Here is a 12,927-nt window from a genome sequence, read left to right on the forward strand (position 1 = left end):
GATTGCGGCGTCCGACCGCCCGAGTGGGCGGGATCGCGCGGCCACCCCGGTGACACTCCCGGTGCCGTCCCTTGAAGGCGAGCCCCGGTCGAACGGAGACCGTCCATGGACGCCAAGAATACCATTATCAAGCCCTGGCAGCAGGGTTTGTCCGACCATGTCAGGACCGCGCCTGCGGCCAGCGCGCCGCGGCCCTCGCGTGACGAGGCGGAAGCCGCCGTGCGCACGCTTATCGCCTATGCCGGCGACGATGCCACCCGCGAAGGCGTGCTCGATACGCCCAAGCGCGTCGTCGATGCCTATGATGAGCTTTTTGCCGGCTACCGCGAGGTGCCGGCGGACTCGCTCGACCGCACCTTCTCCGAGACGTCCGGCTACAACGACTTCGTGCTGGTCAAGGACATCCCGTTCAACTCGCACTGCGAGCATCACATGATGCCGTTCTTCGGCCTGGCGCACATCGCGTACAAGCCGACCGATCGCGTGGTCGGGCTGTCGAAGCTGGCGCGGCTGGTCGATACCTATGCCAAGCGCCTGCAGACCCAGGAGAACATGACGGCGCAGATCGCCACCGCGCTCGAGGAAGTGATGAAGCCCAGGGGCGTCGCCGTGATGCTGGAGGCCGAGCATACCTGCATGACCATGCGCGGCGTCGCCAAGCCCGGTTCGCTGACCATGACCACGCATTTCTCCGGCACCTTCCGCGACGATCCGAACGAACTCGTTCGGTTCATGTCGCTGCTGCGCGGGAAGTAAGCCCGACTTTCTCGCAAACGCGAACTACTAATCATGCCGGGCGAGAGCCCGGCATTTTGTTATCGACAACCGGTATATCGATCATGTCCTCCACCTCCGACATCGAAGAAGGCCTGACCCTTCTTCCCAAATTCGACGCCGACGGCCTTTTGACCGCGGTTGTGACCGACGCCGGCAATGGCGATGTGCTGATGGTCGCGCACATGAACGCCGAGGCCTTGGCCAAGACCATCGAAACCGGCGAAGCCTGGTATTACAGCCGCTCGCGCAAGAAGTTGTGGAAGAAGGGCGAGACCTCCGGTCACGTCCAGCGCATCAAGGAATTGCGCGTCGACTGCGATCAGGATGCGCTCTGGCTCAAGGTCGAGCAGGAAGGCGAGGGTGCCTGTCACACCGGCCGACGCTCGTGCTTCTATCGCGCGGTGCCGCTTGGCCAGACCGGCGCAGTGCGGCTCGATTTCCAGGACGCGGACCGTAAATTCGACCCGGCGGCTATCTATTCGCCCAAGAGTTAGGCGGGTTGCCGCGATTGGTGGCTCGACTCCTATCGGTGAATCGATTATTTCTATCAATGAACGGGAGAGACCGGCCTCACGCTCGAGGCCGGCGCCGAAGGAGCAACCGCCCCGGAATCTCTCAGGCAAAAGGACCGTTCACCAGGACTTCGACCTCTGAAGAATGGAGCCCTCAAGGCTCCTGCCGACGGTGCAAGTCGTTCGAGGCAATAACGCCTTGGCGATGAAGCTCTCAGGCCAATGACAGAGGGGGCACGCGAGACGTCTCGAGGACGCTCGCGCGCGCCAGAAGGACCTGAGACATGTCCCCTCAATCATCCGCCAATTCATCCAAAACGGATTTCGACGTCATCGTGCTCGGTGGGGGCGTCGTCGGCATCAACACTGCCTACTTCAATCTGAAAAATGGCAAGTCGGTCTGCGTCATCGACCGCCAGCCGGAAGCCGGGCTCGAGACCAGCTTCGCCAATGGCGGGCAGGTGTCGGTCAGTCATGCCGAGCCCTGGGCCAACCCATCGGCACCGCTCAAGGTGCTCAAGTGGCTGATGCAGAGCGATGCGCCACTCTTGTTCCGGCCGCGCATGGACGTGCATCAGTGGCTTTGGATCGCCAAGTTTTTGGTCGATTGCCTGCCGCATCGCGCCAACCGCCATACCACCGAAATCGTCAAGCTGGCGGTGCAGAGCCGTTCGCTGATCCAGAAGATTCGCAGCGATGAGAACTTCCACTACGACGAGCGCAGCAAGGGCATCCTGCATTTCTATCGCAACGCGAAGGAATTCGAAGCGGCGATTCCGGTTGCCGAACTGATGCGCAAGTATGGCTGCGAGCGCACCGTCATCGATGCCGACAAGGTGGTCGAGATCGAACCGGCTTTCGCCGACAAGCGTCACGAGATCGCCGGCGCGACTTACACCGCCGAGGATGAAAGCGGCGACGCGTTCAAGTTCACCCAGAATCTGGCGCAGGTGTGCGAGCGGATGGGCGCGACTTTCCTGACCAATACGCAGGTGACCGCGCTCGGCGCCGATCGCGCGTCGGGCGAGGTGAGCAGCGTCGAGGTCGTCGGTCCCGAGGGCTACAAGACATTGCGCGCGCGCGATATCGTGGTCAGCATGGGCTCGTGGTCGGCGCCGTTCCTGCGCAATTACGGCGTCAATCTCACGATCTATCCGGCCAAGGGTTATTCGGTGACCATCCCGACCGATGGCTCCAACATGGCGCCGGTGACCAGCCTGACCGACGACGAATACAAGCTCGTTTATTCCAATTACGGCAGCCGGCTGCGTGTCGCCGGTACGGCGGAGCTGTCGGGCTATACCCGCGACCTTAATCGTACGCGCTGCCAGGCCATCGTCGACAATGTGAAGAAGCTGTTCCCGCGCGCCGGCAATTTCGATGCGGCGACGTTCTGGTCCGGCTTGCGGCCCGCGACGCCGTCGAACATCCCTTATGTCGGGCGCACGCGCTATCGCAACCTGTGGCTCAACACCGGCCACGGCACGCTGGGTTGGACGCTCGGCGCGGGCTCCGGTTTCCGCGTCGCCAACATGATCGCGGACGGCAAGGGGCCGATGGCGGCCTGACCAATGACTTAGCGGCCGGTATCTGCGCGATTTGCAGGCCGGCCGCGCCGCGCATAACTACCCATTACGGTATGTTTATACATTGATGGGACGGGATTGCTTGCCGGCGGGCGCGATGCTGCTAGACTTTGTGGATGGCGACGGATCATGTGCATGCGTTCGAATCCGGCGCGGTGCCACAGCGCTTCTGCCTGGTGCTGGTGAAGCCGTCTCACTACGATGATGACGGCTATGTCATTCAGTGGCTGCGCTCGCCGATCCCGTCGAACTCGCTCGCGTCGTTGTACGGCCTGGCGAAGGATTGCGCCGAGCGCCGCATCCTTGGTGACGATGTTGCCATCGACATTCACACTTTTGACGAAACAAACACCCGCATCCGCCCCGATAGACTTGCGGCGATGATCGAGGAAGCCGGCGCCGGCATGGTCATGCTTGCCGGCGTGCAATCGAACCAGTTTCCACGCGCGCTCGATCTGGCGAAACCGCTGCGCGAGCGCGGCATTCAGGTCGGTATCGGCGGCTTCCACGTGTCCGGCGTGCTGGCGATGCTGAACGGCGTCGATGCCGATCTCGACCGCGCCAAGGCGATGGGCGTATCGCTGTTCGCCGGCGAGGCGGAAGGACGTCTGGAAGAAACCCTGCGGGACGCTCATGCCGGCGCGCTCAAGCCGCTCTACAATTACATGGACGATCTGCCCGGCATCGAGGGCACGCCGATCCCGCTGATGGCGGCCGAGCGCGCGCAGCGCACCGCCGGGCGCACGACATCGTTCGATGCGGGGCGGGGCTGCCCTTACCAGTGCTCGTTCTGCACCATCATCAACGTGCAGGGCCGCAAGTCACGCCGCCGCTCGCCCGACGACATCGAGCACATCGTCCGCGTCAACTACGCGCAGGGGCTGCGCTCCTTCTTCATCACCGACGACAATTTCGCGCGCAACAAGGACTGGGAAGCGATCCTCGATCGCATCATCTATCTGCGTGAGGTCGAGAAGTTCAATCTGGGATTCATCATCCAGGTCGATACGCTTTGCCACAAGCTGCCGAATTTCATCGAGAAGGCAGCGCGTGCCGGCGTCAGGCGCGTCTTCATCGGGCTCGAGAACATCAACCCGGACAATCTGCTCGGCGCCAAGAAGCGCCAGAACAAGATCACCGAGTACCGCACCATGCTGCTCGCCTGGAAGAAGGCGGGCGTCATCACCTATGCCGGTTACATCCTCGGCTTCCCCGGCGACACGTACGAGTCGATCATGCACGACATCGACGTGATCAAGCGCGAGCTGCCGGTCGATCTGCTGGAGTTCTTCTATCTGACGCCACTGCCGGGCTCGGAGGATCACCTCAAGCTGCAGCGGGTGGGGGCGTGGCTCGATCCCGACCTCAACAAATACGACCTCAATCATATCTGTACGCCGCATCAGAAGATGTCGCGCGAGGACTGGGACCGCGCCTACAAGGATGCCTGGCAGCGCTACTACACCATCGACCACATCGAGACGATCCTGCGGCGCGTGGCCTCGACGAAAGCCAACGCCTCCAACGCGCTGTTCCTGATCTCGTGGTTCACCGGCTCGATCAATATCGAGCATATCCATCCACTCGAGAGCGGCTTCCTGCGCCGGCGCTACCGGCTCGACCGCCGTCCGGGCCTGCCGATCGAACCGGCGTGGCTGTTCTATCCGAAGTATTACGCCAGCGTGGCGAGCCGGCTGGTTCGCTGGGGGGCTCTCTATCTCAAGCTGCGCCGCATCTATTTGCGTATCAAGAAGGACCCGCAGCGCTATGCCTACACTGACCTGGCGATGACGCCGGTCATGGACAACGAGCTCGAGACGCACGAGCTATTCAATACCGGCGCGGCGCAGGCCTATGTGGCGCGCGCCAAGCACATCAAGGACGCGCAGGACGGCCACCTGCACGAGCCGGCTCTGGTCGTGGCGGCTCTGGTCGAAGCGGCTGAGTGACTGTCGTCCCGGGCGAGCGCCCTTGCGCGAGGCCCGGGACCCATACGCCGCAGTCTCTCGATAGTACACGGAGTATGGGTCCCCGCCTTCGCGGGGACGACAACCCTATGACCCCGCCCGCGCCAGCAAGGCCTGCGCGCGAATGAGGTGCGGGCGGTCGAACATCTTGCCATCGATGCCGATGGCGCCGGCACCGGGATTGGCGGCGAAGGCGGCGATGATCGCCTTCGCCTTCTCGATTTGCTCGGCCGTCGGCGTGAACACCTCGTTGATCACCGGCACTTGCGCGGGGTGAATGGCAAGCCTTCCGCTGAAGCCGTCGCGCCGCGCCTCGATCGTGTCCTGGCGCAGGCCTTCGGAATTGCGGAAGTCGACATAGACCGTTTCGATGGCCGGCAGCTTGGCCGCCGCCGCGCCGAACAGGCAGACCGACCGGGCAAAGCGATAGGGCTCGGTGAGAAAGCCCTTGTCGTCGCGGTTCGATTCCGCGCCGAGTTCGGCGGAGAGATCCTCCGGGCCCCAGGTCATGCCGATCAGGCGCGGGCTGGCGTCTTTGAAGGTACCGGCCAGGAACAGGCCGGCCGCCGACTCGACGTTCTGGGCAAGGACCTTGATCGAACCTTCGGCAATGCCGGCGATGGCTTCCTGCGCAGTGAGCTTGGCGTCGAGGTGGATGACGCTGGTTCCGCCTTCGGCTTTCGGAAACAGCACGGCGTCCGGCTTGCCTGGCACGATGGCTTGAAGATCGGCGTCGGTCATGCCGGTGTCGAGGCCATTGATGCGCACGAACAGCCGCGGGCGCTCGGCCTTGCCGGTATGCGCCTTGAGGTAGTCCCGCGCGGCCTCGCGCGCCGCCGGCTTGCGCTCCGGTGAAATGGAATCTTCCAGATCAATGATGACGGCGTCGGCGCCGGAGGCCATCGCCTTGTCGAGCTTGTTGCCGGCATCGGCCGGGACGAAGAGGAGGGAACGCATGTTATCTGCTCCTTGGCCTCATGGTTCGAGACGCCGCGCTGCGCGCGGCTCCTCACCATGAGGGTATGACTCAAACCTCATCCTGAGGAGCGGCCGAAGGCCGCGTCTCGAAGGATGAGGCCAATAGTTACTTCGGCCTTTTGATGATGAACGCGTTGCGGTGGCACTCGGCCACCAGAGTGCCGTCCTGCTTGAAGGCCTGATGGTGGAATTCGACGATGCCGGCGGTGTCGCGAGATTTCGATTCGCGCTTGCTCACGACCGTGGTCTGGCAGGTCACAGTGTCGCCTTCGAACAATGGGTTGGGGAAGCGCACGTCGGTCATGCCGAGATTGGCGATGGTGGTGCCGACCGTCATGTCCGATACCTGGATGCCGATCATCAGGCCGAGCGTGAACAGCGAGTTCATCAGCGGCTGGCCGAATTCGGTTTCGGTTTCGCAGAAATGGCGGTCGATGTGGAGCGGCTGCGGATTGAGCGTCATGTTGGAAAACAACATGTTGTCCATCTGCGTCACGGTGCGGGTGTAGCGGTGCTCGTAGAGCTTGCCGACTTCCATGTCCTCGAAATAAAGCCCGCCGCGCTTATGCCGTTGCACCGTTTCCGCCATTGTCCGTTCTCCGTTCTTTCCCGTTTTTCGCTTTTTAGCGTCCCGGCCGGTAGCCCATCACGCCTTCGTTAACCATTCGTTTACCATAATTACCCAAGGTCACCAGAAGCAGTTCCCGCCCTGTTGGCCGTTTTGAAGCCGGCTTTTCGAGTGCCGGCAACCCCGAGGGCAACCCGATGGCTGTCGATCGCGCCGCGTCCAGCGTCGTCGGCACTGGCATCGCACCGCAGATCAGCGGCGCGATCAGCAAGGCTGCGGAATCGACCGGCATCAGCTTCCAGTATCTGCTGACCACGGCGCGGATCGAATCGAGCCTGAACCCGCAAGCACAGGCCGCGACCTCGTCGGCCAAGGGGCTGTACCAGTTCATCGACCAGACCTGGCTCGCCACCGTCAAGCAGGATGGCGCCGCGCTCGGCATGGGGCAATATGCCGACGCCATCACCCGCACCGCCAGCGGCCGCTACGAGGTCGCCGACCCGGCGATGCGTTCTGAAATCCTCAAGCTGCGCACCGATCCGGCGATGAGCGCCATGATGGCGGGCGCGCTGGCGCGCACCAATGCCTCCCACCTCACCGCCGCGACCGGCAAGGTACCCACAGAGGGCGAGCTCTACGCCGCGCATTTCCTCGGGCCTGAAGGCGCGGGGCGCCTGATCAATGCCGTCAACACGCGCGGCAATGCCAACGCCGCGGCGATGTTTCCGGCGGCGGCCGCCGCCAACCGTCCCATCTTCTATAACCGCGACGGCACCGCCCGCACGGTGACCGAAGTCTACGACCGGCTCACCGCCAAGTTCGACAACACGCGTCTGGCGCTGGTGCAGGATGTCCCGCGGCCGCCGGCGCCGGTGGGTGAAACTCAAGCTCCGGCCGCCGCCGTAACGCCAGTGACCGTAGCGCAGCGTCCCGATGAGGTGTCGCCGTCCACGCGATCGATTGCTGCCCCGGTGAAAGTCCCGGACACCGCAGGCATGACGCAGGCGCTGGCCGCCGCCGACAACCGCCCGCCGCCGCAATCGTCGCGCCCGTTGTTCGCGGCGATGTTCAGCGACGCCGAGCGCGGCGCGGTGAGCCGCACGGTGACGTCGCTGTGGTCCGATACGGACACGACCGATACCGGCACCACGGCGTTGTCCGCGCCCGGCGCCGCGCCAGCGGACGTCACGGCTGGCGCCGGTCAGCGCACCCGCGGGCTCGATCTCTTCACCGACGGCGCCGCCAATGTGCGCGGCCTTTTCACGGGCCGCGGCTGACGCGCCTGTTGAAAGATCGGCGCTTTCCGCCGGATCGTCGTTAATCTCTTCTCAATACCTATGGTGAACGCTTTATTAAGTGTCGCCGGCTAGGATCGCAGCGTTCGCCGTTGTGTTGGCGGGTGTTTGTAGCGTCTGGTCGTGTCATGATTGTTCGTCAGTTCCTGCAGTGGCTGCGTAATGCCTCGCCCGGCGAGCGTGCCGAGGCGACCTCCGCGCTGGCCCGCGCTTATCTCCATTCCGATTTATCCGTCGACGATCTGTCCGCCGCCGAAGGCGCGATGATCATGTTGCTCGACGATCCATCGCCGCTGGTACGCGGCGCGCTCGCGCAAGTATTCGCATCGGCGCAGAAGGCGCCGCCCGTCGTCGTTCATGCGCTGGCCGCCGATCAGCCCGAAGTCGCGATCCCGGTGCTGTCGCGCTCGCCTCTGCTCAGCGACGAGGATCTCGTCGATCTGTTCGCGACCGCGCAGCCCGACTCGCAAGTGGCGATTGCCTCGCGTGCGCTGCTGTCGTCGCCTGTCGCCGCCGCCATCGCCGAAGTCGGTTGCGCGCAGGCTTGCCTGGCGCTGCTGGAGAATCTCGACGCCGATATCGCGCTGTTTTCGCTCGACCGGATCATCGAGCGCTTCGGCCATCTCGCCGCGATCCGCGAGAACCTCATTGCGCGTCACGATTTGCCGATGGCCTCGCGCCAGGCGCTGCTCGCCAAGCTGTCGCAGACTTTGGCGGGTTTTGTCAGCGCGCGGCACTGGCTCGGCTCCGAGCACGCGGAACACGCCGCACGCGAAGCCTGCGAAAAGGCGACCGTCGCGCTCGCCGCGGAGACGCCTTATGAGGAAATCGCCGAACTGATGCGGCATCTGCGCCAGAGCGGACAACTGACCGCCGGCATGATCCTGCGCGCGCTGTTGTCAGGCAATGTCGTGCTGTTCGAAGAGGCGATCGCCGAGTTGACCGGCATGTCGATCGACCGGGTATCGGCCTATATCCACGATAAGCACATCTCGGGCTTCCGCGCGGTTTATACGAAGGCCGGATTGCCGGACGCCGCCTATTCGGCATTCCGCGAAGCCATCGCGGCGCTGCGCGACGGCATTCTGGTCGGCGAGACCGGTGGTGTGACACGGCTCAAGCGCCGCATGGTCGAGCATGTGCTTGAAGCCTGCGTCGCCGAACGTCGCGATGACATGGCGTCCCTGCTGGCACTGTTGCGGCGGTTCGCCGTCGAGGCCGCGCGCGAGGAAGCGCGCATGTTCTGCGACGACCTGGTTGCCTACGATCCGGTCGCCAATGGTCATGTTGGCTACGATCGAGCGACCTACGATCACACGGCCTATGATCACATGGCCTATGATCACACGGCCTACGTGCCTCAGATCCACGAACCCCGGCTGGTGGCGTAACCTCGGTCGTCATTCCGGGCTCGCAGCTTTGCTGCGCCCCGGAATGACGAGATGTTACGTCGGCGTCAGCGGCGGTGCGCCGGTGATCTGCTCGATAATGTCCGGCCGCGTGCGGTTTTCCTCGACCAGGAAATGATCGGTGACGTCGCGCAGTTTATGATTGAGCTGTGCTGCCAGTGCCTTGGCGTCGGAGCGGGCATATTCGCGGTGCACGGCGCGCACCGCATCGACGTGCTGGCTGATCAGCTTGACCGGAATGCGGTTAGGCTGCGGTGTGAACTCGATCAGCCGGCACAGGCTGTCGGCAATCGCGGCGACCGCCGGAAAACCGAGCGTCGCGGCCTGGCCCTTGATGTCGTGGGCGGCGTGAAACAGCGCGGTCTTGGCGTTCTCGGTGACGCCGCGCGAGACGATGGTTTGCCGGCAGCGGTCGAGGCGCTCGCACTCCTCGTTCATCCAGCCGCCGAATTCGGCGGACAGTCCGGCGAGCGCCAGTTCGGCCTGCGCCACCGGATCGTCGTCGCCGGCCGCCGGCGGTGCGTCGGTAAGCGCCTTGCGCAGCTTGTTCTCCGGCCGGATGACCTCGTGATCACCGTAGGTCGTAATCGCGGCTGAATGCTTCTTGGACCGCATGGGTGTCTGCCTTTGTCAGCTCGGGGTACGAACTTTTTCGAGCAGGGTTGAATGCTTGATCAGGTCGGACTTGCCGCCCTTGCGGCGTTCTGGGCCGACATAGCTTGCGCTGTTGCTGCGTCGCCGGTCGGGACCGAAATAGGTGCGAGTGCGGATGAACGGCCGCGGGTTGACGACGATATTGACGATGCGGTTGTACAGCCCTTTGGCCGAAATCGGTTTGGCCAGGAATTCGGTAACGCCGGCATCGCGCGCGGCGGTGACGCGCTTCTTCTCCGAGTGGCCGGTCAGCATGATGATGGCCACGTAGGGATTGGAGTTGCCGCCGGGCTGGCGGATCATCTGCGTCAGTTCGAGGCCATCGAAGACCGGCATCGCCCAGTCGGTGATGACGATGTCCGGGACGAAGTGGTTGAAGGCCTCAAGGCCGGTCGCGCCATCCTCGGCTTCGAACACTTCGCGCGCGCCGAAGCCATGGAGCAGGGTGCGCAATATCCGCCGCATATGGGCGTTGTCGTCGATGACGAGGAAGCGCAGCCGATTGAAATCAATGCGGACCATAGAGCCTCGGAGACGCGGCGCGCTTCGGATATGCCGGAAGACGGTAAAAGCTACAGATTTACGGTTAATGGAGCGTTTCGGGCCGCCAAATCCGCCGGTTTTCGCTGCTTTTTACCCGGTCCGAAAGCCTGGGCATGACGGCCGGGCAGGGGCTGGTCATCGCCGTCATGGCGTCTAAGCTGGCAGTATCCGCCGCGTTCAGGCGGTCCTGCGGCCTCGCGAAGGTCCGAATTCAACCCGGAACGGTCCCGCCATGAAGACGATTCTGATCCCAACCGAAGACCATGACGCCATGCCCGCCGTGCTCGAAGGCGCGCGGCTGATCGCCCGGACCTTCGACAGCTACATGGAAGGGTTCGCGGTGCGGCCGTCGCCGGGCACTTATGTGACAGTCGAGCCGGTCTCGAGTCTCGCCATTTCCGGTGTGTTTGAGGCCGACACCGCCAAGGTGAAGGACGACTTCGAGAAGTTCATGCAGGGCCGCAGCGTGCCGCAGGGGGGCACCGAGACGCCGGCCGTCTATTCCTATGCCTGGCCGCGCGCCGACGCGATGGAGGACGCCTTCATCGGCACCTATGGCCGCATCTTCGACCTCATAGTGCTCGGCCGGCCCGGGTCGGCGCCGGAGAATCCGCGCATGCCGCCGCTCGAGGCGGCGCTGTTCGATGCCGGCAAGCCAGTGCTGATTGTGCCGAAGCAGGTACCGGCCTCCATCGGCCGCAATATCCTCATCGCCTGGAACGGCTCGACCGAACAGGCGCACACCAATGCGTTCGCCATGCCGTTCCTCAGGCAGGCCGAGAAAGTGACGGTGTTCTATGTCCAGGGCGGCTCGCCCGAGGGCCCGTCTGTGGAAGAGGCGGCGCTGCATCTGCGGCGCAACGGCATCAAGGCCGAAGCCGTCACGGTCAAGCGCGGTGACCGGCCGTCGGGCGAGGCGATCGGCGAAATCACGCTCGAGCATGCAACGTCGCTCGGCTGCGATCTCGTGGTGAAGAGCGCTTATACGCAAAGCCGGTTGCGGCAGATGATTTTCGGGGGCGCCACCCGCCACATCCTTGCCAAGGCCGCCGTGCCGGTGTTGATGGCGCATTGAGGGGGAAGACAAGCAGGACGAGTCGTTGTCGAACACCTCCGATCGATCGCCGGGTTCCACCGCTCCCGGCACGCCCCGGCATCCCGGCTTTCTCGCCATATTCCCGTCCATCATGCTGCCGATGTTCCTGGCGGTGGTGGACCAGACCATCATCGCCACGGCGCTGCCGGCGATTGCCGCCGCGACTGGCGAGGTCGAGCGTGTCTCCTGGATCGTCGTTTCCTATCTCATCGCCGCGACCATCGCGGCGCCGGTCTATGGCCGGCTTGGCGACTCCTTCGGTCGCCGTCGTGTTATGTATTTCGCGCTCGGCATCTTCCTCGTCGCGTCGGTGCTGTGCGCAGCGTCGACCACGATCCTGGCGCTGACGGCGGCGCGCGTATTGCAGGGCCTGGGCGGTGGCGGTCTGATGACCTTGTCGCAGGCGCTGGTCGGCGAATCCATTCCGCCGCGTGAGCGCGCCCGTTATCAAGGCTACCTCGCCGCCGTCGCGGTGTGCGCCAACAGCTTCGGCCCGATCGCCGGCGGTATTCTCACCGAGCACTTCGGCTGGCAGTCGATCTTTCTGGTCAATCTGCCGATCGGACTGTTCGCGCTGTATCTGGTGACGCGGCTGCCACCGCCGCATGGCGAACGCCTGGCCTGGCGCGCCGATCCGGGCGGCGTGGTGCTATTTGCAATTTTCGTCGCGACCACGCTGCTGGCGCTGGAGCAGGTCCAGCGCGCCGATCTGGCGAATCTCCCAATCGGTGGGGCGCTGCTGGCCGCCGGCCTCGTCGCGCTCACCATTCTCATTTGGCATGAGAACCGCGCTGCATCGCCACTCATTCCGCTATCGCTGCTGCGGCAATCGGCGATCTGGCACAGCGACGCGCTGGCGGCCTGTCACGGCGCGGCACTGGTGTCGCTGATCACCTTCATCCCGGTCTATCTCGAAGTGGTGCGCGGCTTTTCGCCATCGGCCACCGGCGTCGTGCTGGTGCCGCTGACGATCGGCATTGGCATCGGCTCGCTGGTCACAGGACGGTTGGTCAACGCTTCCGGGCGGCTGACGATCTATCCCGTTGTTGGCTTGTCGATTGCGACGCTCGATTTCGTAGTGCTGGCGCTGCTCGCGGACAATTTCGGCATCGCGGCGCTCGCGGCCCTGCTGCTCGTCAACGGCCTGGCGATGGGAACGGTTATGGGGGTGGTGCAGGTCAGCGTGCAGAATGCCGCAGGCCAGCAGCGGCTCGGCGAAGCTGCCGCCTCGGTGCAGTTCTCGCGCTCTATCGGCGCTGCGTTCGGCACCGCGCTGGTGGCGACGGTTCTGTTCGCGGTGCTGTCGATGCGCAGTCCGGACGCCGCGCGCGTCTTTGCCGCGATGTTCGAACACGCCGATCATGCCGGCGCGGGCCTGTCGGCTGCGCAGATGACGGTCATTCAGGGCGACATCAAAGTCGCGTTCCGCGCGGCATTCCTGGTCATGGCGCTGTTCACGATGACCGGATTCTTCCTGTCGCTCACCAATCCGCAAAAGCGGATCTGAGCCTTTTTAATGACGCGTTTTCTTGACGCGAACCG

The 12,927-nt window shown here is 64.1% G+C and carries 12 protein-coding genes and 1 riboswitch; of the genes, 8 read left to right on the plus strand and 4 right to left on the minus strand.

Going from position 1 to position 12,927, the window contains the following annotated elements:
* Window positions 1-105: 105 nt before the first annotated feature.
* The 4 genes from folE to E8Q40_RS09265 all read left to right on the plus strand — a co-directional run bounded on the left by folE (window position 106) and on the right by E8Q40_RS09265 (window position 4,824).
* Window positions 106-756: a GTP cyclohydrolase I FolE gene (folE, locus tag E8Q40_RS09250; protein WP_137044105.1), complete on the plus strand. Its 651-nt coding sequence runs from the start codon at window positions 106-108 to the stop codon at window positions 754-756.
* A gap of 83 nt (window positions 757-839) precedes the next feature.
* Window positions 840-1,271 carry a phosphoribosyl-AMP cyclohydrolase gene (gene hisI, locus E8Q40_RS09255; protein WP_137044106.1) on the plus strand — a complete coding sequence of 144 codons (432 nt, stop codon included), beginning with the start codon at window positions 840-842 and terminating at the stop codon, window positions 1,269-1,271.
* Between the two features lie 51 nt (window positions 1,272-1,322).
* Window positions 1,323-1,418: riboswitch (glycine riboswitch) on the plus strand.
* Between the two features lie 155 nt (window positions 1,419-1,573).
* On the plus strand, window positions 1,574-2,857 hold the full coding sequence (locus E8Q40_RS09260; protein WP_137044107.1) for a D-amino acid dehydrogenase: 1,284 nt from the start codon (window positions 1,574-1,576) through the stop codon (window positions 2,855-2,857).
* A 134-nt stretch (window positions 2,858-2,991) separates the two neighbouring features.
* Window positions 2,992-4,824 carry a radical SAM protein gene (locus E8Q40_RS09265; protein ID WP_137044108.1) on the plus strand — a complete coding sequence of 611 codons (1,833 nt, stop codon included), beginning with the start codon at window positions 2,992-2,994 and terminating at the stop codon, window positions 4,822-4,824.
* 105 nt (window positions 4,825-4,929) lie between these two features.
* Here the strand turns inward: E8Q40_RS09265 and E8Q40_RS09270 are convergent, their stop codons facing one another.
* Together E8Q40_RS09270 and E8Q40_RS09275 are read right to left on the minus strand one after the other, a co-directional pair.
* Entirely contained in the window at window positions 4,930-5,799 is an 870-nt protein-coding gene (locus E8Q40_RS09270) for a CoA ester lyase (RefSeq protein WP_137044109.1), read from the minus strand.
* A 127-nt stretch (window positions 5,800-5,926) separates the two neighbouring features.
* A complete protein-coding gene (locus tag E8Q40_RS09275; RefSeq protein WP_137044110.1) occupies window positions 5,927-6,409 on the minus strand; it encodes a MaoC family dehydratase in 483 nt (160 codons plus the stop codon).
* A gap of 176 nt (window positions 6,410-6,585) precedes the next feature.
* Here E8Q40_RS09275 and E8Q40_RS09280 point away from each other — a divergent pair, with 176 nt between their 5' ends.
* Window positions 6,586-7,665, plus strand: a complete 1,080-nt coding sequence (locus tag E8Q40_RS09280; protein ID WP_137044111.1) for a transglycosylase SLT domain-containing protein — start codon at window positions 6,586-6,588, stop codon at window positions 7,663-7,665.
* A 146-nt stretch (window positions 7,666-7,811) separates the two neighbouring features.
* Complete coding sequence (locus E8Q40_RS09285) at window positions 7,812-9,074, plus strand: DUF2336 domain-containing protein (protein ID WP_137044112.1); 1,263 nt, start codon at window positions 7,812-7,814, stop codon at window positions 9,072-9,074.
* A 54-nt stretch (window positions 9,075-9,128) separates the two neighbouring features.
* Here the strand turns inward: E8Q40_RS09285 and E8Q40_RS09290 are convergent, their stop codons facing one another.
* A complete protein-coding gene (locus E8Q40_RS09290) occupies window positions 9,129-9,707 on the minus strand; it encodes an Hpt domain-containing protein (RefSeq protein WP_137044113.1) in 579 nt (192 codons plus the stop codon).
* Between the two features lie 15 nt (window positions 9,708-9,722).
* Entirely contained in the window at window positions 9,723-10,268 is a 546-nt protein-coding gene (locus tag E8Q40_RS09295; RefSeq protein WP_137044114.1) for a response regulator, read from the minus strand.
* Between the two features lie 253 nt (window positions 10,269-10,521).
* Here E8Q40_RS09295 and E8Q40_RS09300 point away from each other — a divergent pair, with 253 nt between their 5' ends.
* Window positions 10,522-11,364, plus strand: a complete 843-nt coding sequence (locus E8Q40_RS09300) for a universal stress protein (RefSeq protein ID WP_137044115.1) — start codon at window positions 10,522-10,524, stop codon at window positions 11,362-11,364.
* A 25-nt stretch (window positions 11,365-11,389) separates the two neighbouring features.
* Window positions 11,390-12,892, plus strand: a complete 1,503-nt coding sequence (locus tag E8Q40_RS09305; protein WP_246663052.1) for an MFS transporter — start codon at window positions 11,390-11,392, stop codon at window positions 12,890-12,892.
* Window positions 12,893-12,927: the final 35 nt, after the last annotated feature.

This window comes from Pseudolabrys sp. FHR47, from assembly GCF_005153485.1.
Taxonomy (GTDB): domain Bacteria; phylum Pseudomonadota; class Alphaproteobacteria; order Rhizobiales; family Xanthobacteraceae; genus Pseudolabrys.

Coding starts and splice junctions, on each gene's coding strand:
- folE (WP_137044105.1), top strand. CDS start 106: ATGGACGCCAAGAATACCATTATCAAGCCCTGGCAGCAGGGTTTGTCC.
- hisI (WP_137044106.1), top strand. CDS start 840: ATGTCCTCCACCTCCGACATCGAAGAAGGCCTGACCCTTCTTCCCAAA.
- E8Q40_RS09260 (WP_137044107.1), top strand. CDS start 1,574: ATGTCCCCTCAATCATCCGCCAATTCATCCAAAACGGATTTCGACGTC.
- E8Q40_RS09265 (WP_137044108.1), top strand. CDS start 2,992: ATGGCGACGGATCATGTGCATGCGTTCGAATCCGGCGCGGTGCCACAG.
- E8Q40_RS09270 (WP_137044109.1), bottom strand. CDS start 5,799: ATGCGTTCCCTCCTCTTCGTCCCGGCCGATGCCGGCAACAAGCTCGAC.
- E8Q40_RS09275 (WP_137044110.1), bottom strand. CDS start 6,409: ATGGCGGAAACGGTGCAACGGCATAAGCGCGGCGGGCTTTATTTCGAG.
- E8Q40_RS09280 (WP_137044111.1), top strand. CDS start 6,586: ATGGCTGTCGATCGCGCCGCGTCCAGCGTCGTCGGCACTGGCATCGCA.
- E8Q40_RS09285 (WP_137044112.1), top strand. CDS start 7,812: ATGATTGTTCGTCAGTTCCTGCAGTGGCTGCGTAATGCCTCGCCCGGC.
- E8Q40_RS09290 (WP_137044113.1), bottom strand. CDS start 9,707: ATGCGGTCCAAGAAGCATTCAGCCGCGATTACGACCTACGGTGATCAC.
- E8Q40_RS09295 (WP_137044114.1), bottom strand. CDS start 10,268: ATGGTCCGCATTGATTTCAATCGGCTGCGCTTCCTCGTCATCGACGAC.
- E8Q40_RS09300 (WP_137044115.1), top strand. CDS start 10,522: ATGAAGACGATTCTGATCCCAACCGAAGACCATGACGCCATGCCCGCC.